The organism is Agrobacterium sp. DSM 25558 (assembly GCF_900100825.1).
Lineage (GTDB): Bacteria > Pseudomonadota > Alphaproteobacteria > Rhizobiales > Rhizobiaceae > Agrobacterium.
The window spans coordinates 24,572-44,428 of the sequence record NZ_FMUD01000040.1 but is presented as its reverse complement, the minus strand read 5'-3'; the positions used below and the strand labels follow the sequence as shown (position 1 = coordinate 44,428).

Sequence of the window (19,857 nt, the reverse complement as noted above, 5' to 3'; positions counted from 1 at the left end):
CATCATGGTCGTTCCCGACACAAAAGCTTGCACCAGAGGGTGAAACCGCAACGTCGAGACGCTCCTTCGACACGTCGATACCAACGATAATATCCATCTTATCCCATCCTTGCCTAATCGGGCTTTGCACGCGCAAGCGGCCCTGGCGACTGTTCGGGTTCGATGGAACGGCGGATGCACAACCGGGCTCTGCCACGGGCTTGGTGTCCCTAAGGGGCTTCGGTCTCACATCCGCCACCGCACAGGGCATTAAAACGCCAAAGGACGGCGAAGGGAAGTTACAAGGGGGGTAAGCCCCACACTCTGACATTCACTATAATCGCCTTACGACGTAAACGCTCTCACCGCCTCTTGAACGCCCACCCCTCGGCGCGCTCCTCCAAAACCCTCGCCACATCTCCCACCGCAATCGCGCCTTCACCGCGCGGTGTTACGTTCCAGCCGAACAGCGGGCCGGGGACGCGGCGGTCGGCGGACATGCGTAGGCGGCCCATGGCCTTCATGGGAGAGGGTACGTCGCGGGAGCCGGTGGTCTGATCCTGCGTGGTCATGATGCAGCGGGCGCAGGGCTTGACGAGATCGAAGCGGATGCCGTTGATCTCGAGCGCAGCCCAGCGGTCTTCTGCCCAGGGCTCATCGGTTTCCAGCACGATATTGGGGCGGAAGCGCTCCATGCCGACATGGTCTTCACCATTGGCGGCCATGTTTTCGTTCAGAGCGGCAAGGGATGCCGTGGTGGTGACGAGGATCTGGTAGCCATCCGCGAAGGTCACGGGCGTATCATTGCCGGTCCATTCTAGGCTAGCGCTGCGGCTTGACTGCTCATCGAAAAAGGCAAGCTTTACATCCCGCCCAAGCCAGCCGGATAGGGTGTTATTGACATCATCGGTCGCAACGGCGGCATCCACCACGGATTTCCACACGGTCGCATGAATGCGGGCATCGGAGGGTTCAGCGTTGACCTGGCCTTTACCATCGACCGAGAGATGAAAACCGTTCTGCTCAGCCCGTACGGTAATCGTGGCGATTTGCGGCAGCTCGCGCTGGGTGATGAATTGCCCGGATGGATCGACCAGCATGGCGCGGCGGTCGCCGGGTAGGCCCTCGGCGCTGATTGGGCTTTCGGCCAGCGAAATGCCGCGGGCGCTTTTCAGCGGGTAGATGTTGAGTTCGGTAATGCGCATCATGGGCCTCATATCTCATCCAGAAACAGGTCAAGCACCTGTTGCAGCCGCTCATGCCGGTCCTTGGCGATCTGCCGTCCGGTTTCGGTCTGGAAACCGTCTGCCAGCTTGAACAGCTTGTTTTCGAAATGGTCGATGGCAAAACGCCGGTCGTCGAGCGGGCGGTTTTTTGCCAGCGGATCGGCGGGATCGTAAAGGGCCGAGCCCATACGCCCCGCAATATAGAAACAGCGCGCCGCACCCACCATGCCGATGGCATCCAGCCGGTCCGCATCCTGAAGGATTTTCGCCTCCAGCGTTTGCGGCGCGATATTGGCGGAAAAACTATGGGTCAGAATGGCGTGAGCGACGGCCTCGATATCAGCGTCCTCCCAGCCAAGGTCACGCAGTATATGGGAGGCCTTTTCCGCCGCCAAACGTGAGGCTTGCGCGCGCAATGGGGAGTTCTTTTCCACGGCCACGCAATCATGCAGCAACACGCTTGCCGCCAGCACCGTGCCGTTGCCGCCTTCTTGCGCATGAATGCGCATGGCATTGCGGAACACGCGGTGGATATGCGCCAGATCGTGCGATCCGTCGTCGCCTTCCGCCGCATGCGGTATCAGCGTTTCGGCAAGCTGCTCGTAAGGCGCAAAGGCTTGTGCCTGCATGTGATTCCCCCGTCTGGACGGTTGCTTTTAAGACGCGGGCAAAGCAGGCGCAATCACCCCTGCGCTTCCTCCGGCTTTGGCTGGGCGGTCAATATCTTCTGGTAGAACAGGCCGATACCGATCAGCACGGCGCCCAGACCGATGAAGGACAAAGCGCGCAACACGCCTTCCAGATTGCTCATATCGATTAGGAAAGCCTTGGCGACAGCCAGCAGAACCAGAGCCGCGGAGGCCAGCCGCAGGCTCTTGGCATTGAAGCGTGAGCCGAGAACGAGCAGCAGCACGCCGATGACCAGCCAGACCACGGAATAGCTGTAGGTTTCGCCCTGAAGGAAGCCCTTCCAGTCCGCGATGTTCTCGCCCTGCCAGAAGCGGCGCACGGACAGCGTTGCCCATGCGAAACCAAGTGCCGCGCCGGAGAGAGCCAGCAGCGTGACATAGGCTACAGGGCGTTTGCCGCGCGCATACCAGGCCAGACCGCCATAGGCCAAGGCCGGAAGCAGATAACCGATCAGCAGCAGATTGAGGAACGGCCACGGCCCGGTGCCTTCGCCGGTAAAGTAAGGGTTGAGCGCGAAGAAATGCGCGACCAGCACGTTGAACATGGCAATGACGCCCGCCAGCATGGAGCCATAACGGAAGATGGGGCTTGGGCTTTTCAAATCCAGCGTCATCAACACGCCGGACATGCCGATGGTCAGCAGCGTGTAGATGGACTGTTCGCCCAGCGTCGGCACCGAGTCGTTGAGAACGCCGCCATTCATGGCATGGCGCACGAGGATGGCGATGGCCAGCAGGCCCATGAGGCTGGCAATAGCTTGCAGGAAATTCTTTGCCCGCACGCCCGGCCAGTCGCGCAACAGCCATGCGGATACGATGGCGAGTAGTGCCGGGATGCCGTAGCCGGGCAGCAGCGCGTTGAACACCGGCGTCGTGCCAAGGTTCTGCGGGCCGACGATGGTGGGTTCCCAGGCGATACGACCGAGAACGAAAAGGCTGGCCAGCGCCATGACCCATGGCAGCGCCGCCCAGGAGCGCTGACGCGTGGCAAGCACATAGGCAAAGCCGATAACAGGGATGAGAATGGTCGTCGCGAGCCCTTCTGTCAGCGTGTGGACGACGAAGGTGAAGGCCAGAAACGAGCCAAGCACCATGGTGTTGACAGGCATGACGAAAGCGTCATCCCGTTTGCGGTCCAGCCAGTAGGCGTTACCCAGCAGAACGAGGCCAACCGACAGGCCATAGGCGGCGTGCAGCCAGTCGCGCGTCAGGTTGCCATATTGCACGAAGCTGATGATGCCGAGACCGAGCGGGACGACCGAGCCAATGACGGCCCAGAGAGTTCCGAAGGACGGGTCGTTTGACGTCTTGCTCCGAACGGCCTGCCAGGAGAACAGCAGGAACAAAATGCCCAATATCCGCGTGACTGGTCCCTGCACGGCAACCGCGTCAGCAGTGGAAAGCGCGGTCGTGGCATCACCCAGCACCGGAAGATAATTGATGCCGAAACCGGCCAGGAGATTGGCGCAGCCGAGTGCCGCCAGCGACGCGAAGATGGCGGGCCAGATGGCGTAGTTACGGCCAGCACCCAGCGCCGCCAGACCGATAATGAGAACGGCCATCGCAAAGGCCGGGTGCATCGTGATGGCAGTTTCAATGACCGAGAAGGCCAGCGCCGGCAGCACGACGGCCAAAGACAGGGTCACACCAAGGCTGGCCGGCGGCCGGCCGAGCAATTCTGCAACGACAGGGAAATAGCTGTCCGAACGTGGCGTATAAATTGCCATGTCACGCGGCTGACCGGGGTATTTCCCGGGCCAGATCCAGATTGAACCGGCAATCATGGCCATCAGGCTGGCGACAACGGGTTCGGCCTCGATAATGGGCGCAAACACCATGTAGCCGATAGCCCACAGGCCCAACCCGGCATTGGCGAGAGCGGGAACGACATGCCACCGCTGGCGTCGCGCGGCCCCTGCCGTGGCAAGCCACGAGACGGTCAGGAAGCCGAACAGCGCCCAGATATTCGGGCTTTCGGTGGAAATCAGCGCCGGTGTGACCATGGAGCCGAGAAGACCGAGCCCGGCCAGCGCCTGTCCATGGAGAAGCGACAGGGCAATGGTGGCGAAGCCGACAAGCGCCAGTATGACGAATGCCGTCGTCGGCCCGATATAGTCGTAAATGCCGTATGCCGCGTAGGTGACACCGAACAAAGTCAGCGCGCCCGCTGCCGTCAGCACGCCGGGAATCATGGCATTGGAATAGGCGCTGGCAATGCCCGGCACAACCTTGCGACGGATCGCTTCACCGGCGGCTGCCAGCAGAAGACCGAAGATTGCTGCCATGGAAAGCCGCACGGCGGGGCTGAGAAGACCGCTTTCGATGGAGTATTTGACGAGGAAAATGCCGCCCAGCGCCAGCGCCAGGCCACCGGCCCAAACCGCCCAGCGGGCACCCAGCCTGCTTTCGAAGCTTTCTTTCGGGCGTGCGGGCGTGGCAGGCAAGGTGAAGGTTTCCGACGCGTCATCCGCTACCGGCTCATCTGCCGCAGCCCGCGCGGCGATTGCCTGATCTTCTTCGGATACTTCCTGCGCAGAATCAGCTTGGAAGGCTGCGTCGACGGGCGGCTGCTCTTCGGCTGCTATTGCATCCTGCGCGGGGAGGGCTGCCACCCCGCCCGCAGCGATCTGCGCTTTGAGCTTCGTCAACTCCGTCTCGACAAGCAAAAGCCGTCTGGAGTTTTTGATGCTCGCATTCAACGTGTAGAAGAAGGCGACGACGTAGCCGATGATAAGCAGAAACAGGAACAGTGTCATAAAAACCCCGAATATGGTCCTGTTTTTTAAGCCTTTTCTAGCCGCTTATGCAAGTCCGGTTGTGGGCAATGCGTTTGCCCATCGTTTGGCAAGCTCGACATCATCAAGTCCCAACTCGTGGCCATGCGGAACAAGCGCCACTTCGGCCTCCGCGCCAGCGCGGGTGATATACTGTTTCAATGCTTCGCCTTTGTCGCGGTAACGGTCCGTTTCGCCAACCGCCAGCGTCAATCGCGTGGCCGAAAGATCGGTTTCCGGCCAGTGTTCAAGCACCGGCATGGGCCGCAAAAGCAACGCATCTGCCGCAAATTGCGGATAGAGCGCAAAGAAAGCGGCAAGGAAATTTGCGCCGTTGGAATGGCCGATGAAGCTGAGCTTGCCTTTATCGATACCATAGGCCTGCATCGTCCCCTCCATGAAGACAGAGAAGGCTTCTGCTTCCGAGACAATATCCTTCTGATCGAAAGTCGAATCGGCAAAACGGCGGAACCAGCGGGCAATGCCTTCTTCCGTGCTGCGTCCACGCACGCCCAGCAGCGTTGCATGCGGATTGGCCGTGTGGGCGAGCGCCATGAGGCTGGTTTCACTGCCGCCGGAGCCATGCAGCAGGATGATGGTGCTGCCATCCGGCTCTTTCGGTGTGTAAAAGCGGTGCACGAAGGGCAGGTCGCGGTAGATGACGCGTTCTTCACCCGGCAGCGCGAACTGCGGCAGCGCCACGCGCACGTCCTCCTCATCGCGCATGAACAGCGGCGGGATGAACAGTTGCTCGCCCATCGTCTCAAACGGTTCGTCCACCGTCATGCCGGGTCCATCCGTCGCCATCTCGATCAGCACGTCGCCGGGCTCGCGCGCATAAAGCGAGTGAAAATATTTGCGATCATGCGCATTGGTGGGCGAGGAGTTGAGCGACTTCAACGCCTGGAGCGTTTCGTTCAGCTCGTCCATATCTGCCGCACGAAAGGCGATATGATCCACCGTGCCGGTGCCGGGTGCGCTGGACCAGAAGCCGGTGGCATCCCTGATATCGATGATATCGCCAGAGGCCGAAACGGTGCGGCGGATAGCGCCCTGCTGGCTGACGCTGATATAGCCGAAATGCTTGGCCAGAAAGCTTTCGGTTTCCTCCGGCACTTCGCTCAGCATGGTTGCGCCACGAATGCGGCGAATGGCATGTTCCAGCGGAATGCCGGGCGCTTCATGCGGGATCGCTTCTGGAAAGGCATGGGTGCCGACGAGTTTCAGGATGATGCCATCGGGGTCTTTCAGGCGAATGACCGGCTCACCGAATTCCTCCATCGGACCTTCGGTGCGGATGCCGGCAGACAGCGCCCGCGTCAGCCAGAAACCGATGCTGGCGGGATCGATGGCGAGCGAAACTTCCAGCGTCTGGCCATAACCCACCCGGCCTTGCGCCCCATCCTCCCAGACGAGAAATGTCAAGAGGGAGCCGGGAGAGGCGGCATGATCTCCGTAAAGCAGATGAAGCTGCATCGCATCTTCGAAGCCGGCGGTGCGTTTTGCCAGTCTCAAGCCCAGAAAGCCGACGTAGAAATCCACATTGGCCTGCACCTTGCGGGTAATCATGGTGATGTGGTGGATGCCAAGGGCCGATGTCATGAGCGGTGTCTCCGTGTCTTCATTCATGGCGGTATGTTCTTCGAGCAAAGCTTTTTGGCAATCCCACGCCAGGAGAACGATGTGTTCATTTTGTGAACAATGACGTGACAGTCTTCTCTATTGCCTGCGAAATATGCGGTCTGCACGCAAGCGTGAAGCTTATTGATTATATTTTATGCGACATAAATTTTGAGCAAAATATGTGCGATTTTCGCTTGCTATCCGAATTTAAATTGGTTTGTATGGTCCCAACGAGATAAAAATCTCCAGAGGGAAAAAATCAGAATGTTGACGCGAAGGCTGTTTTCAAAAACAGCGGCTTTGGCCGCTATCGGTATGTTTGCAACGATCGCAACTGCCCCAATACCAGCCTTCGCGGAAACACCCATCAAATTCACACTCGATTGGAAGTTCGAAGGTCCATCCGCCGGTTTCCTGCTGGCGCTGGACAAGGGGTACTTCAAGGCCGAAGGGCTCGATGTCACCATCGATAGCGGCAATGGCTCGGTCGAGGCCATCCCGCGCGTTGCGACCGGCGCGTACCAGATGGGTTTTGGTGACATCAATTCCGTCATGAAGTTCCTGGACGAAGACCCGACCCAGAAGATTAAGGCCGTCTACATGGTGTACGAGCGCCCGACATTTGCGGTCGTGGGCCGCAAGTCGCTGGGCATCACGGGTGATCCGAAATCACTGGAAGGCAAAAAGCTGGGCGCACCGCCGCCGGATGGTGCCTTTGCGCAGTGGAAGGCGTTCAAGCAGGTCGCCAAGATCGATGACAGCAAGATCGATATTCAGTCCATCGGTTTTCCGGTCCGCGAGCCTATGCTGGCAAAGGGTGACGTCGATGCCGTCTTCGGCTTCGCTTTCTCCGTCATTCTGAACCTGAAGGCACAGGGCATCGCCGATGACGATATCGCCACCATTCTGATGGCCGAACACGGCTTGAATCTCTATGGCAATGCCGTGCTGGTAAACACTGATTTTGCAGAAAAAAACCCTGAGGCCGTGAAGGGCTTTCTGAAGGCGCTGGCAAAGGGCTTTGCCGATTCGGTCAAGAACCCGGAAGAGGGCGTGGCCGCCGTGTTGAAGCGCAACGAAACGCTGAACAGCGATATCGAATTGCAGCGTTTGACCATGGCCAATGCCATGAACATCAAGACACCTTACGTGGTGGAGAATGGCATGGGCGGCGTCGACCCGGCGCGTCTGGCAGCTTCCATGGAAACGCTGAAAGTCTCCGTCGGCCTCAAGGGCAATGTGAAGGCCGAGCAGGTTTTCGACGCCAGCTATCTGCCGCCGAAGAATGAGCGCCTGTTGCCTTGATGGTGTGTCGAGTACCTTAAGACTGCCGTCACCCCGGCCTTGAGCCGGGGTCCAGTGCGATCAAGTCCTTGATCGCAAAAGACTCTTTCGCACCGCAGACGCGGTGCCGCTGGATTCCGGCTCAGGGCCGGAATGACGGAAAAAAGAACGGCTCTCCGAGAAAGTGAAGACAGGAACAAGCATGCCTCATCTGGTTGAAATCGATGGCGTCGATATGCGCTATGGCGGGGCATCTGGTACGCTTGCCGTTTCAGGTCTTGATCTCAAGGTCAAAAAGGGCCAGTTCGCCGCCGTCGTCGGTCCATCCGGTTGCGGCAAATCGACCTTGATGAAGCTGGTCACCGGCCTGCATATTCCGCAAAAAGGCAATGTCATCGTCGCCAACAAGCAGGTGACGGAGCCGGTGTCCATCGTCGGCATGGCGTTTCAGAACCCCACAATGCTGCCATGGCGCACGACGCTGGAAAACATTCTGCTGCCGCTGGAAATCGTTGAAAAACACCGCCACCGACTGCGGGCGAACAAGGCTGAATATGTCGCCAAGGCGGAGCGTCTGCTGGAAATCGTTGGACTGAAAGGCTTTGGCTCCAAGTTTCCATGGCAGCTTTCCGGCGGCATGCAGCAGCGCGCCAATCTCTGCCGCGCCTTGATCCACGAGCCAGACTTGCTGATGCTGGACGAGCCCTTCGGCGCGCTGGATGCCTTCACCCGCGAGGAATTGTGGTGCGTCATCAGGGATCTGCACGCCGCCAAGCGCGTCACCATTATTCTCGTCACCCATGATCTGCGTGAGGCAACATTTCTGGCCGACAAGATTTTCGTGATGAGCGCACGACCGGGCCGGGTGCTGGCGGAACACAAGGTGCCTTTCGCCCGCCCGCGCCAACTCGATCTGATGTATGAAAAGAGCTTCAACGAAATGGTTCAGCAATTGCACGGTGAGATCGCCAAGGCGAGGGTGGCGGCATGAGCGCGGTTGTTGAAAACACCGTTACCAAGGAACCCCGCTTGCCGCTGGTCGCCCGTGTGAACTGGGTCAAGGCTGCCCCCTGGCTCTATACCCTTGCGCTTTTTCTTGCGTGGGAACTGCTGGTCTATGCGCTGAAAATGCCGCAGACCGTTTTGCCATCACCGGTGCGGGTCGGCCAGGCCATCATTCAATACTGGTCGCCGATCTGGAAAAACTCGCTGCAAACGCTGTACACGACGACGCTCGGCTTTGCGCTGGCAGTGGTTGCCGGGCTGGGAATCGGCCTTTTCATCGGCTGGTCGAAGACCATCTATGCCGGGCTTTATCCGCTGATGATCGGTTTCAACGCCATTCCCAAAGTCGCGCTGGTGCCCATCCTCGTCATCTGGTTCGGCATTGGCACCGTACCTGCGGTGCTGACGGCCTTTCTGATTTCCTTCTTCCCCATCGTCGTCAACGTCGCGACCGGCCTTGCCACCATCGAGCCGGAAACCGAGGACGTTTTGCGGGCGCTGGGCGCGAAGAAAATGGACATCATGCTGAAAGTCGGCATTCCCCGCTCCATGCCCTATTTCTTCGGCTCCCTCAAAATCGCCATCACACTCGCCTTCGTCGGCTCGGTAGTGTCAGAAACCGTCGCCTCCAACTACGGCTTGGGAAACATGATGAGCTCGGCCCAAAGCCAGTTCAACGTGCCGCTCGTCTTCGCCGGTCTGCTGATGCTGGCCGTAGAAGGCATCGTCATGTACGCACTGATGGCGTGGGTTGAGAGACGCATGACAGGCTGGGCGCACCGGTCCACGATGGGGCAGTAGAAGAGAGCGTTAGGAGCGCGTCTCTTCCAAGGTATCCAGAATGCTTTGAACGCCATTTTTGAGCGGTGTGATGTGTTCGGTCACAACCGCCCAAACGACATCGTCGGCAACCCTGTGATATTCGTGGCGAAGGACATTTCCGACGCCGCGAATTTGTTTCCAGGGCACGTCAGGTACGGTGGTCAGTAAATCGTCGGGGATGTGCCGGGAGGCCTCCGAGATGATTTCCAATGCGCGCTGGATGGCCAGCTTCAGCAACCAATCGCGTTCGAAATCCTCTATGGTCTTTCCGGTTGTATGCACCTCGATGCCATTAATTGCATCCAGCATCTCGACAAGAACCAAATCTACCCTGCGTTTGACCATTAGAAAATCCGGATTGCGGATTGTTCGATGTCGCCTTTCAGCATTGGATGAAGGCTGGTGCGCGTGGTGACATCCACGCTTACCGATAGCTCTTCTTCCAGAAACTGTTTGATGCCGACAAGATCAAAAAGCGAAAAGCGCTTTGCGGGATCGTAATCGATAAAGAGGTCCAGATCGCTGGAAATCAGCGCCTCATCCCGTGCTGTCGATCCGAACAGGTAAAGCGTCGTAGCGCCCATGCGCTTTACCGCATCGGCGCGTCGCTTGAGCTCTTCTATGGCAACGGCTTTTTCCATGATGGAACTTTATACCATGTGTCGCGCGCCATCTACTTCAATAAACGGTGCCTAAGCGCCCTCGGCACTCACCTGCACATCCCGCTCATCAAACGCTGCCTTCAGCGCCTTGGTCACGTCGCGGGTAGTCGCAAACCAGTTTTCGCTGCGGGCCCAGTAACGCAATGTCACCGTCGCGCCGTCATTGCTGACGGAATCGATAAAAGTGGTTGGCGCGGGGTCCAGAAGCACGCGGCTGTCGGAGCGGGCGATGGTCATCAGCATGTCCTGGGCATCGGCGGTGCTTTCGCCCTTTGGCACGGTGACGCTGAGTTCGTGGCGGCGGGAGGGGAAGCGGCTGTAGTTGGTGATTGGCACGTTCCAGAGCGTGGAATTGGGTGCTAGGCGGTAGAGGCCATCGCTGGTTTTCAGCTCCGTGGCGAAGAGGCCGATTTCAACGACGGTGCCGGTAACAGCGCTGGTTTCGATATATTCACCGACGCGGAACGGGCGAAGCACTAGAAGCATGATGCCGGCGGCGATGTTCTGAAGCGTCCCCTGAAGTGCGAGGCCAACGGCCAAGCCTGCGGCACCCAGTGCAGCGAGGATGGAGGCGGTCTGCACGCCGAACTGGCCGAGCACCATGACGAGCACGAGAATAAGGACGACATAACGAACGATGCCTGAGAAAAAACGCGCCAGCGTTTCATCGAAACCACGGATGCGGGAAAGTCCTTCATAGGACCAGCGCTGTAACAACATCGCTGCAACCCAGCCGATGATGAGCAGTATAAGAGCGCCGACGATCGAGAAGGAATATTGAACCATCAGCGCGCTTGCTTGGCGAAGTGCCGCCTGTGATGCGACGATAATATCGGTTGCCTGCTGGTCCATCAATCATAGTCTCCTGCTGTTGTTTCTGAAATGGTAACGACGTGATGCCCGTTTTGCTCCATCTATGATGCGAAACCATGCCGCGACAGGGCTCTCACGTGAGCAAAATCCTTAAAACTTTATTAGTTTTTTCTGCATAATTATGAAAAATAATGGTTAACAAATTCTTTTGGTTTTGAGCGTGAATCACATTAGCGTGTACGCGTTCGCATTTATTGCGTGGCGCGAACATGTCCCCCCAAAATGTTTGAAAAAATTTGCTCCGACAGGGAGACCATTAATGACGACCATTTCATCTGTTTCCAATTATCAATATAATCGAAGCCTTGGTGGCCTCGGAAAAACGAGCGAGAGCACTGTCGATTACGATGAGAGCAGCGCATCCTCGTCGCGTAGCTCTTCCGCAAGCTCAGATGTAAGTTCCGACAGCGCAGATAGCAGCAGCGCGATCAACCAGTTCCTATCGACCTTGATGACCCTCGTCCTCAATCTTTCGCAAAGTGCAGCGTCGAGCGATACGAGTGAGCAATCCGACGCCGATTATTTTTCCGGTCTTGATACGGATGGAAGCGGTGCGCTTTCTCAAGCCGAGTTTTCTGCAGGTCGGCCTGATGATTTCACGGAGGAGATGTCCGATACGCTCTTTACGCATCTGGATGGCGACGGCGATGGTGCCATCAGCGCAGAAAAACTGGCAACGAAGGAGTCGGGGCGTAACGGCCCGCCACCTCCTCCTCCAGGCGAATTCAATAGCGATGAAGCGGCTTCTGCCGATATTTCCGCGCTCGATACGGATGGCGACGGTGTTGTCTCTCAGGCCGAGTTTCTAGCCGGGCGTCCCGATGACGTGACAGAGGATATGGCGACCAACCTATTTGGTGCGATCGATAGCGATGGTGACGGTACAATCAGCGTGGAAGAGCTGAAGGCACAGGAACAGCCACAAGGCCCTCCGCCGCCAGCTATGTCCAATGAGACGGCCAGCAGCGAAGGCAGCAGTTCGCTTGACGATCTCATCTCGCGTCTGGAAGAAATTGCCAGGGCCTACCAGGCCGTCAACAGTGACGAGGATGTCTCTTTGCAGGCTATCAGCGTCTGATTTGGTGACAGACCTGTCGCATGTTATGCGGCCGTTTAATTTCGCAAAACCGGGAGGGTGCACCGCGCTCCCGGTTTATCCGCGATAAAATCATGCCAGTCCGTTCGTTGTCGCCAAAGGCCCTAACTGGGTTCGGCAATTGGCAACACGAAGGGCACGTTGCCATCCGTATCCGCACCGCGCCCAATTGTCTTGATCGCGGCAATCAGAGCACCGCCACGACCCAGCAGCCGGTCGCCGATTTCAATGATGCGGGCATTGGGTGTGGCATAGGGGGAGACGGTGCGAAGCCGTGCGGCGAGGGCCGCATCGTCCTGCTCGGGCTGGACCGCGAGAGCGACGATAATGGCCGCTGCCGGAGAGCGGGAAACGCCCATCCAGCAATGGATCAGCAGCGGGGCCGATTGGTCCCAGCCATGGGCAAAATCGACAGTTGCTGAACATGCAGATCGTCAGGCGCAATCAGCTTGTCGGTGCCTTTGAAGGTGATGTCGTTCATTTGCAGCGTCAGATGCCGGTCTGCGGAAATCACTGCAGGGCGATGAAAGGCCTGCTCCTTGGCAATCAACGTCACCATTTCCCGCGATTTATGACGCACGGCCATTTCCGCGATACGGGAGAGAGGGCAGACAACGATCTGGCTCATGCCTTGCCCTTTCGCAGCACATCGATGGCCTCGAAGCGCTCGATGAAGCGGCTTTGGGCTTCAAGGGCCGGCACGGGGTCTATCTCGATCATGTCCTTGGTGATACCGCGTGGCAGGCCGAAAAACTTCTGTGCTTCCGCCATGGAAAACCCGGCAAGTTCGGTCGCTTCGAAATAGGCGGCCACAGTGTCCGCCTTCTTGATTCGGTCCTTGAGATCGCGGCTGGCATGCGGCGGCAGGGTAAAGCGCAGATGCACGGCGGCTTCCAGCCGCTTTTCCACGCTCTTGTAGCCGCCACCGACCACGGATTTGAACGGGGAGATCATATCGCCGATGACATATTCCGGCGCATCATGCAGCAGCGCCATCAGCATATCGTCAGGCGTGGCAGCAGCATTCATCCGGCAAAATACCGTCTCGACGATCAGGCTGTGTTGCGCAACCGAAAAAGCATGGTCGCCGTGCGTCTGGCCGTTCCAGCGCGCCACACGGGCAAGACCATGGGCGATATCCGCCAGTTCCACGTCGAGCGGTGAGGGGTCCAGCAGGTCGAGCCGCCTGCCGGAAAGCATGCGCTGCCATGCGCGGGGTGTTTTTGAGGTCGCCACGCTCAGTCTTCCGCAGTGGCTGACGGATCGACAGCGGAAAAGCTGAGGCCGCTCCATGCGGGCAGGGTAACGGTCACGGCGATGCCTTCCGTGGTGATATCCGTACCAGCCGCCATGGCATCTGCGGCGCGATCCGTGCGGATGATGGCCAGACCCTGCTTCCCGCTGACGGTGCCAAGCGTGCCGATAGGTTTGCCACCCGCGACGATTTCCGTGCCGGTAGCGGGGAGTTCAGCTTCAGAGGTCACGATGACCACGCGGCGTCGTGCGGTACCACGGTGTTTCATGCGCGAGACGACTTCCTGACCGACGAAGCAGCCTTTTTTGAACGACACGCCGTCATTCACGTCCATTAGGACATCATGTGGAAAAGCGTCGCTCAGCGCGTAATCGATACCAGCGATGACGATGCCGTTGGCGGTGCGCAGGGCATCATAGGTGGAGGCTTCGCCAGGGGCGGAAGAACCAGGTAGCCGATAGAGTTCTATGCCGGCCTTGGCGAAACGACTATCTTTAACGGCACCTTCGGGTGGGGCTTCGTCCCAGAATACGCTAGCGCCCTTGGCTTCGTCCGCCTTCAAATCCACCGGCGCGCGCAGCTTGTACATGGTCAGGCGACGCAGCAGCGCGTCCTGCTGGTCGGCACCCGTTTCCACAACATAACCGTCACCATTCCGCCAGATCAGGAATTCGAACATGATCTTGCCTTGCGGCGTCAGCAGCGCGCCGACGCGTGCTTCGCTCTCAGGCAGTGAGTCGAGATCGGGCGTGATCAGATTTTGCAGGAAATCCGTGGCTCCGGTGCCGGAGACATGAATGAATGCGCGGTCTGCTAAGAAGGCGGAGGACATGTGCTTTACCGTTCGGGTTGGTTGTCACCCGAACAGTTAGGGTTTTTGAGCATCAACAGCAAGCGTTGTGACCTCAGTCGCCGGCGCTAAAGAACTTCCACTGGCCATCCGGCGAGATGCCGATGCGGTAAAAGCTGTAATTGCCATATTCCTGCATGTCGGCCAAATCGCCTGCCGTGATAATGCGCAGCAGTTCCACCTTTTCCGGTGGCGTCAGCGTCGTCAGCGACTTTCCAGCGAAATAGGGGAAGACATACATTTCATCCGGGGTGCCAGCATCCACACGTGCATAACCGGTGGAGAGGAGGTCGATGATGATGGCGAGCACTTCCAGCCCGTCGGGATCACCGGAAAAGCTTTTCAGAGCGGCAATTGGGTCGTTGCCGTTGTCACCATCCACGCGGGCCTGGTTAGGGCCGGTATTGACGAGCGGACGCAGCTTTTCGATGTCGCCAGTGGAGGCGGCATCAATGATGAGCTGGCGCAGGCGACGCACGGGTTCCGGTGCCTTGCTGATGTCATGTTCGATCTGTGCGGAAATCTGCGGCGCGTCGGTCTGCTGTCCGGATGAGCGGTTCACCAGCGGATCCGGCAGGGGAATGCCGTCCGAATCACCTTCCACTGCTTTCGGTTCAACGGGCTGCTGCTTGTCTGCGGGCTTTTCGCTCTCACTTGCAGCGTCCGGTGCCGGGCGAAGCTCGGAAAGCGCGTAGGCACCATGGGGCACGCTGGCAACGGCCAGCGACAACATCAAGGAAAGCGCGGCAGAAGAGCGCAAAAGCCCCTTGCTAAAGCAAGACATGACTGAACTCCGGCTTACTGAATAATACGGTGAGGGGAGAATTCGCCCTCGAGCATCCGCTGACGCAGCGATTCGAGCATGGCTTCAGCGCCTGCTTCGCCATGCATGCGGACGGTTTCGCGCATGGCCAGAGCAATAGCGGCGTCTGCGATGATCTCCGGCTCGATGCCATCGGCCATACCATCGGCCCATGCTTCGTTCTGATGTTCCAGAGCGACCTGCATTTTTTCATGCACGATCATATCGTGGATTTCGTTACGGCTTGTTTGCATCTTTCATCCTCGACAGGCAGGCAACTCGTTACCACCCTGTTAACAACTCTAACAGTCTTTTATCAAAACGGCACGGCCTGCGGCCAAAAGAGGTTAATAAACCTCTAATTTCCAAACCTAGACGCGATTTCTTGCGCCAGTGTTGCCCCTTCGATACGGTATTTCTCTTCCGCTGCAATGGCAGCCGACGTGCAGGTGGTGTGAACCGCCGCAAATGTGCGGTATCCGCGGTTGAAAGCGGCCGTCATGCGTTGCTTGCGCTCCGGCTCGCTGGCGGTATCCGCCACCAGCAGATCGTTCATCGCCTTGCGCCATTCTTCCGAACCGGAAGCCGGGCAAATCGTGCGCAGATATTGCACCGCACCCAGTATTTCAGACAGCCGCGCCATCTGGTTATCGTAAGGGGCAGGCTTGTTGGCAGGCGGTGGTGCAACGGATTTTACCGACGGCTGCGCACCAACCTGCGATGTCATCGGCAAGGCCATGCCGAGACCCAAAAGCAGTGAGAGCAAAATCCGTGGTTTCATCAGTTTACGCATTACCCGACATGTCGTTTTGACAACGTGTGCACAACTAGCCGCGATTCTGCTCAGCATTGCAACTGGCCCAGCAAACGTTCAGCGCATTCCACAACGCTGTCAGGCGCGGGCAGGCTGCGGATTTCCTCCAGCGTGTACCAGCCCGCATCCGCAGCATCATCCGCCGCCAGCACAGCGGCTTCGGCATCCGCTTCCACAGTGTAGACCGAAAGGAAGAAATGGCTCGTCAAATGTCCGTCGGCGTCATGGCTCGGCAGATCATAGGTCGCGAAAAGCTGTGGATGACGGGCGATGATGCCGGTTTCCTCCTCCAGTTCGCGCAGCGCCGTCACGTCTGGTGTTTCTCCGGGCTCGCCGCGACCGCCGGGAAAGGCGAACATATCTTGTGATGGCGGGTTGATGCGCCGCACGAGCAGCACACGGTCACCACGTCGGACGATTGCGGAAGAGGCAGGTTGGGGCATGGGCATGCAGTGTCCTTATAAGGTTATGCATCCCATTATGCGCTCAACCTTGCAGGAAACGTGGCGGCATCTTCTCGTTGTAGGGAAAATACTGAAAATAGGGCCGCGCCTCGGCAATCGTGCGCTTGACTGAAGGGCGCTCCATCAGTCGCTCGAAATAGGCGGCGGTGTTCGGCATGTCATCTTTGAACGGATGAAGGATCGACGCGTAGAACAGGGCAGGCGATGCCGCGCAATCCGCCATGGAGAAATGATCCGCGCCCGCCCACAGCCGTCCTGCCATGTGCTTTTCAAGAACGGCATAGGCCTTGTCCAGCATCGCAAAGGCTTCCGAAACGCCATGCGGATCGAGGCAATCGGCCAGACGCAGCCGCTCCCCGACGATCCTTTGCATCGGCATATGGACATAGAGATCGAAGAAGCGGTCCCACAGCCGCACTTGCAACGCCTGCTCCGCATCCACGGGCAACAGCCGCACCGCACCCGGATAGTGCTGCTGCACATATTCGATCATGATGCTGGTTTCCGGAATATCCATGCCGGTCACACTATCATGCAGCACGGGAATTTTGCCGATCGGCCAGCGCGAAAACAGCGCCTCTCTTGATTCTGAATCGCCAAAATTGACCATAACTGCTTCAAAAGGCGTCTCGTTTTCGTAAAGCGCAACAAGAGCCTTGTGGCAGAAGGATGAGAGCGGATGAAGGTAGAGCGTAAGGGTCATGGCACCAGTTCCAATAAGTGATGATCGTTAAGACGCGGCATTCAATATCGGATTGCTTTCGATATGATGCGCCAAAGGAATCGAAAATTCCACACCGTCGTTTGGCTGGAAAACGGAATGAAACTCTACCTTATCTACGCTGCCGCAGCGCTTGCCGAGATCGCCGGATGTTTTGCGTTCTGGGTGTGGCTGCGCATGGAAAAATCGGGCGGGTGGATTTTGCCAGGGATGATTTCGCTCGCAGCTTTTGCGTGGTTGCTGACGCTGGTACCGACAGAGGCGGCGGGCAGGGCCTATGCGGCTTATGGGGGCATCTATATTGTTGCCTCATTGATCTGGCTGTGGAGTGTGGAAGGACATGTGCCGGATCGTTGGGATGTGGCGGGCGGCGTTGTTTGTCTGGCGGGTGCATCGCTCATTCTTTTTGGACCGAGAGGCTAAGTCATGTGCGGGCGGTTTGTCTTGAATGCTTCGCCGGAAGAGGTAGCGGACTATCTGGATTTGATCGGGCTGGAGGATTTTCCGGCGCGGTTCAACATCGCGCCGACCCAGCCCATTCTCATCGTGGTCGAAGGCACGCAGCCTGAACCGGGCAGCAATCTGCCGAACCGGCAGGCCATGCTGGTGCGCTGGGGCTTCATGCCCGGTTGGGTGAAAGACCCCAAGGAATTTCCGCTGCTGATCAACGCCCGCTCCGAAACGGCCATCGGCAAGGCGTCATTTCGCGCCGCCATGCGCCACCGGCGCGTTCTCATTCCCGCCACGGGATTTTACGAGTGGCGCAGACCGGCGAAGGAAGAGGGTGGAAAGCCGCAGGCCTTTTACATCAAGCCCAAAAAGGGTGGTATCGTTGCCTTCGCCGGGTTGATGGAGACGTGGTCCTCTGCCGATGGTTCGGAGGTGGATACTGGCGCAATCCTCACGACATCCGCAAACCGCTCCATCGCGCGCATTCATGACCGGATGCCGGTGGTGATCTCACCCGAGGACTTCAGCCGGTGGCTGGATTGCAAAACGCAGGAGCCGCGCGATATTGTTGATCTGATGAGGGCGACCGACGAGGACTTCTTCGAAATGATCCCGGTGTCTGATAAAGTCAACAAGGTCGCCAATACAGGTGCGGATTTGCTTGAGCCGGTGGCGGAAGTGCTGGCTCCCGCACCAAAACAAGCACCCAGAGACGATGCGCAAATGTCGTTGTTCTGAGCGAGAAAGCCGTTATCGCCGGTCGATTTCGCGCATTTCGCTGCGAATGGTGACGTCGGAATAAACCTGGTTTCGTCCATTGGCTTTTGCGACGTAAAGCAACTGGTCCGCTGCCGTCAGTTGGTGGTCGATGGAGCCGCCCGTTTCGACCTCCACCACGCCCACGGAGATCGTGAGCGCAATATCAGTACCGCTCAAAGCCTTGCCGTTGCTCTCGACTTCCATACGCAGGCGCTCACAAAAAGCATGCGCCTTCTCGCCGTCCAGTCCTTTGAGGAAGATCGCAAATTCCTCGCCGCCGATGCGGGCGACGATATGGTCTTGCGGCCCGCAGAAGCTGGAGAGCAGCTGCGAGAGTTTCTTCAGCGCCTTATCACCGGCATTATGGCCAAATGTATCATTGATCTGCTTGAAGTGATCGATATCCAGAATAGCGACTGCGCCGCTTTTGATTGTCCGGTCACTGTTTTTCAATGCGTCGAGAAGGACATCCGCTTGCTCGAAGAACGAGCGCCGGTTGGGCAGGCCGGTCAGGTGGTCCTTTTCCGCAAGTTCACGCAGCCGCATCAATTGCTTCAAGGTTTCGACATTGTTGTCGATGCGACATTGCAACTCCTCGGGTACGAAGGGCCTGTAAATGAAGTCCGATGCGCCAGCCTTGAGAAAGTGTGCGGACAGCATCCGGTCTGTGGAAGACGAAACGCCAATGATCCGAATATCCTCGGATGAACGTTTTGCACGAATGAGGCGCGTCAGCTCATAGCCGTCCATGTCAGGCATGTAGTAATCGGTAATCACCAGTTGGACCGAGGAATCGCCGGATAAGATGTCCAGCGCCTGTGCGCCCGAATAGGCTTCGCGCACGCTGAAATTCTGCCGCGTCAAAATTTCCACGAGACTTGATCTCGCAGCTTTGGCGTCATCGACGACGAGAATAGAAAACTGACGGTTGGTCAAAATCCGCTCGACGGTTTTGACCACCGTATCCACCGTACGGCGTCCATCCTTGACGATATAGTCGATGATTTTCTTTTCGGCATAATGCTGCCGCGCTCTTTCATCCACGGTCGCCGTGAAGACGATGGTGGGGACTTTATGTTTCTCCAGCAAATTTAGGATTTCACCGTTTGGCGCATCGGCAACTGTCAGCCCGGTCAACGCCAGGGTGAAATTGTGCTGCGTCAGCAGGCCGGAGGCTTCCTTCAGGCTCTCGCAGTGAAAAACCTCCGCTGCAGTATCGTCTGCCAATTTGTTTTTGAGCAAGATGGATAGAGCAACGGAATCTTCGATGAGAAGAATTTTATCCTGCATGACCTGGTCTCAACTTCCGAAAACGAATTGCGGAGTCATTGTTTTCGTTAGGCTGAAAAGCTCAGTTGCAGCAAACAGTGCAGAAACAATCATCCGAAAAGGCGTCGCGATTTGTAAAATTTAATATGTATTTAGTCTGTTTTACTTTTTCGTGAAGAGCCCAATTTTGTACGATAAAATAGCACATATCGAGTTCACGGCTGTGTGAAGGGCCAATAAAAATGGCACCTCGAAGGGTGCCAGTTCTGGTCAGTTTATGAGCGAATACCGCTGAAGATCAGGCCGCCTTTGGCTCTTTCGGCTTGCGTGTCAGCATCATCGCAGCGGCTGCTACGGCCTTTAGACCAAGTGGTCTGTAGTGGCTGTTAAGATCAGGCTTTGCCGCCGATTCGGTGTTTTTCGTCTCGCTCATGTCAGTC

The 19,857-nt window shown here is 57.7% G+C and carries 22 protein-coding genes and 1 pseudogene; 6 read left to right on the top strand and 17 right to left on the bottom strand.

From position 1 onward, the window contains the following. Positions 1 to 341: 341 nt before the first annotated feature. The 4 genes from DSM25558_RS24005 to DSM25558_RS23990 are packed head-to-tail and all read right to left on the bottom strand — an operon-like array spanning position 342 to position 6,270. Positions 342 to 1,184 carry an MOSC domain-containing protein gene (locus tag DSM25558_RS24005; RefSeq protein WP_077107179.1) on the bottom strand — a complete coding sequence of 281 codons (843 nt, stop codon included), beginning with the start codon at positions 1,182 to 1,184 and terminating at the stop codon, positions 342 to 344. Between the two features lie 8 nt (positions 1,185 to 1,192). Then, positions 1,193 to 1,834 (bottom strand): HD domain-containing protein, encoded by a 642-nt coding sequence (locus DSM25558_RS24000; RefSeq protein WP_077107176.1) that lies wholly within the window; start codon positions 1,832 to 1,834, stop codon positions 1,193 to 1,195. A gap of 53 nt (positions 1,835 to 1,887) precedes the next feature. Then, positions 1,888 to 4,650, bottom strand: a complete 2,763-nt coding sequence (locus tag DSM25558_RS23995; protein ID WP_077107175.1) for a DUF2339 domain-containing protein — start codon at positions 4,648 to 4,650, stop codon at positions 1,888 to 1,890. A gap of 45 nt (positions 4,651 to 4,695) precedes the next feature. Continuing rightward, a complete protein-coding gene (locus DSM25558_RS23990; RefSeq protein WP_077107178.1) occupies positions 4,696 to 6,270 on the bottom strand; it encodes a VOC family protein in 1,575 nt (524 codons plus the stop codon). Positions 6,271 to 6,555: 285 nt separating this feature from the next. On the opposite strand from DSM25558_RS23990, the gene DSM25558_RS23985 reads away from it, so the two are divergent. The 3 genes from DSM25558_RS23985 to DSM25558_RS23975 all read left to right on the top strand — a co-directional run bounded on the left by DSM25558_RS23985 (position 6,556) and on the right by DSM25558_RS23975 (position 9,381). After that, positions 6,556 to 7,596 (top strand): ABC transporter substrate-binding protein, encoded by a 1,041-nt coding sequence (locus DSM25558_RS23985; RefSeq protein ID WP_077107174.1) that lies wholly within the window; start codon positions 6,556 to 6,558, stop codon positions 7,594 to 7,596. Positions 7,597 to 7,777: 181 nt separating this feature from the next. Then, positions 7,778 to 8,566, top strand: a complete 789-nt coding sequence (locus DSM25558_RS23980) for an ABC transporter ATP-binding protein (protein WP_077107173.1) — start codon at positions 7,778 to 7,780, stop codon at positions 8,564 to 8,566. After that, a complete protein-coding gene (locus tag DSM25558_RS23975) occupies positions 8,563 to 9,381 on the top strand; it encodes an ABC transporter permease (protein WP_077107172.1) in 819 nt (272 codons plus the stop codon). The genes DSM25558_RS23980 and DSM25558_RS23975 overlap by 4 nt, the downstream gene beginning before the upstream one ends. A 9-nt stretch (positions 9,382 to 9,390) precedes the next feature. Here DSM25558_RS23975 and DSM25558_RS23970 read toward each other — a convergent pair whose 3' ends face one another. Genes DSM25558_RS23970 through DSM25558_RS23960 form a run of 3 tightly spaced genes read right to left on the bottom strand, consistent with a single transcriptional unit; the run spans position 9,391 to position 10,916 of the window. Beyond that, on the bottom strand, positions 9,391 to 9,726 hold the full coding sequence (locus tag DSM25558_RS23970; protein ID WP_371480493.1) for a HepT-like ribonuclease domain-containing protein: 336 nt from the start codon (positions 9,724 to 9,726) through the stop codon (positions 9,391 to 9,393). A gap of 20 nt (positions 9,727 to 9,746) precedes the next feature. Beyond that, on the bottom strand, positions 9,747 to 10,043 hold the full coding sequence (locus tag DSM25558_RS23965) for a nucleotidyltransferase family protein (protein WP_077107170.1): 297 nt from the start codon (positions 10,041 to 10,043) through the stop codon (positions 9,747 to 9,749). Between the two features lie 51 nt (positions 10,044 to 10,094). Next, positions 10,095 to 10,916, bottom strand: coding sequence for a mechanosensitive ion channel family protein (locus DSM25558_RS23960; RefSeq protein ID WP_077107169.1), 822 nt, complete (start codon positions 10,914 to 10,916; stop codon positions 10,095 to 10,097). A gap of 280 nt (positions 10,917 to 11,196) precedes the next feature. Here DSM25558_RS23960 and DSM25558_RS23955 point away from each other — a divergent pair, with 280 nt between their 5' ends. Further along, entirely contained in the window at positions 11,197 to 12,015 is an 819-nt protein-coding gene (locus DSM25558_RS23955; RefSeq protein ID WP_077107168.1) for an EF-hand domain-containing protein, read from the top strand. Positions 12,016 to 12,137: 122 nt separating this feature from the next. Here the strand turns inward: DSM25558_RS23955 and DSM25558_RS23950 are convergent. The 8 genes and pseudogenes from DSM25558_RS23950 to DSM25558_RS23915 all read right to left on the bottom strand — a co-directional run bounded on the left by DSM25558_RS23950 (position 12,138) and on the right by DSM25558_RS23915 (position 16,921). Continuing rightward, positions 12,138 to 12,661 (bottom strand): annotated as a pseudogene (locus DSM25558_RS23950) (tyrosine phosphatase family protein). Beyond that, a complete protein-coding gene (locus tag DSM25558_RS23945; RefSeq protein ID WP_077107167.1) occupies positions 12,658 to 13,269 on the bottom strand; it encodes a YfbR-like 5'-deoxynucleotidase in 612 nt (203 codons plus the stop codon). The pseudogene DSM25558_RS23950 and the gene DSM25558_RS23945 overlap by 4 nt, the downstream one beginning before the upstream one ends. A 2-nt stretch (positions 13,270 to 13,271) precedes the next feature. Continuing rightward, complete coding sequence (locus DSM25558_RS23940; protein ID WP_077107166.1) at positions 13,272 to 14,120, bottom strand: CAF17-like 4Fe-4S cluster assembly/insertion protein YgfZ; 849 nt, start codon at positions 14,118 to 14,120, stop codon at positions 13,272 to 13,274. A gap of 73 nt (positions 14,121 to 14,193) precedes the next feature. Beyond that, the gene (locus tag DSM25558_RS23935) at positions 14,194 to 14,922 is read right to left on the bottom strand and encodes a hypothetical protein (protein ID WP_077107165.1); all 729 of its coding nucleotides are present in this window, start codon (positions 14,920 to 14,922) and stop codon (positions 14,194 to 14,196) included. A 14-nt stretch (positions 14,923 to 14,936) separates the two neighbouring features. Next, positions 14,937 to 15,194, bottom strand: a complete 258-nt coding sequence (locus DSM25558_RS23930) for a hypothetical protein (protein WP_077107164.1) — start codon at positions 15,192 to 15,194, stop codon at positions 14,937 to 14,939. Positions 15,195 to 15,298: 104 nt separating this feature from the next. Next, the gene (locus DSM25558_RS23925; RefSeq protein WP_244554296.1) at positions 15,299 to 15,667 is read right to left on the bottom strand and encodes a TIGR02301 family protein; all 369 of its coding nucleotides are present in this window, start codon (positions 15,665 to 15,667) and stop codon (positions 15,299 to 15,301) included. A 116-nt stretch (positions 15,668 to 15,783) separates the two neighbouring features. Beyond that, the gene (locus tag DSM25558_RS23920) at positions 15,784 to 16,203 is read right to left on the bottom strand and encodes an NUDIX hydrolase (RefSeq protein ID WP_077107162.1); all 420 of its coding nucleotides are present in this window, start codon (positions 16,201 to 16,203) and stop codon (positions 15,784 to 15,786) included. Between the two features lie 37 nt (positions 16,204 to 16,240). Further along, positions 16,241 to 16,921, bottom strand: a complete 681-nt coding sequence (locus tag DSM25558_RS23915) for a glutathione S-transferase family protein (protein ID WP_077107161.1) — start codon at positions 16,919 to 16,921, stop codon at positions 16,241 to 16,243. 117 nt (positions 16,922 to 17,038) lie between these two features. On the opposite strand from DSM25558_RS23915, the gene DSM25558_RS23910 reads away from it, so the two are divergent. After that, positions 17,039 to 17,362, top strand: a complete 324-nt coding sequence (locus DSM25558_RS23910; RefSeq protein WP_077107160.1) for a YnfA family protein — start codon at positions 17,039 to 17,041, stop codon at positions 17,360 to 17,362. A 3-nt stretch (positions 17,363 to 17,365) separates the two neighbouring features. Next, positions 17,366 to 18,127, top strand: coding sequence for an SOS response-associated peptidase (locus DSM25558_RS23905; RefSeq protein WP_077107159.1), 762 nt, complete (start codon positions 17,366 to 17,368; stop codon positions 18,125 to 18,127). Between the two features lie 12 nt (positions 18,128 to 18,139). Here DSM25558_RS23905 and DSM25558_RS23900 read toward each other — a convergent pair whose 3' ends face one another. After that, the gene (locus DSM25558_RS23900) at positions 18,140 to 19,438 is read right to left on the bottom strand and encodes a GGDEF domain-containing response regulator (protein WP_077107158.1); all 1,299 of its coding nucleotides are present in this window, start codon (positions 19,436 to 19,438) and stop codon (positions 18,140 to 18,142) included. 277 nt (positions 19,439 to 19,715) lie between these two features. Next, positions 19,716 to 19,850, bottom strand: a complete 135-nt coding sequence (locus DSM25558_RS29685) for a hypothetical protein (protein WP_256387093.1) — start codon at positions 19,848 to 19,850, stop codon at positions 19,716 to 19,718. Positions 19,851 to 19,857: the final 7 nt, after the last annotated feature.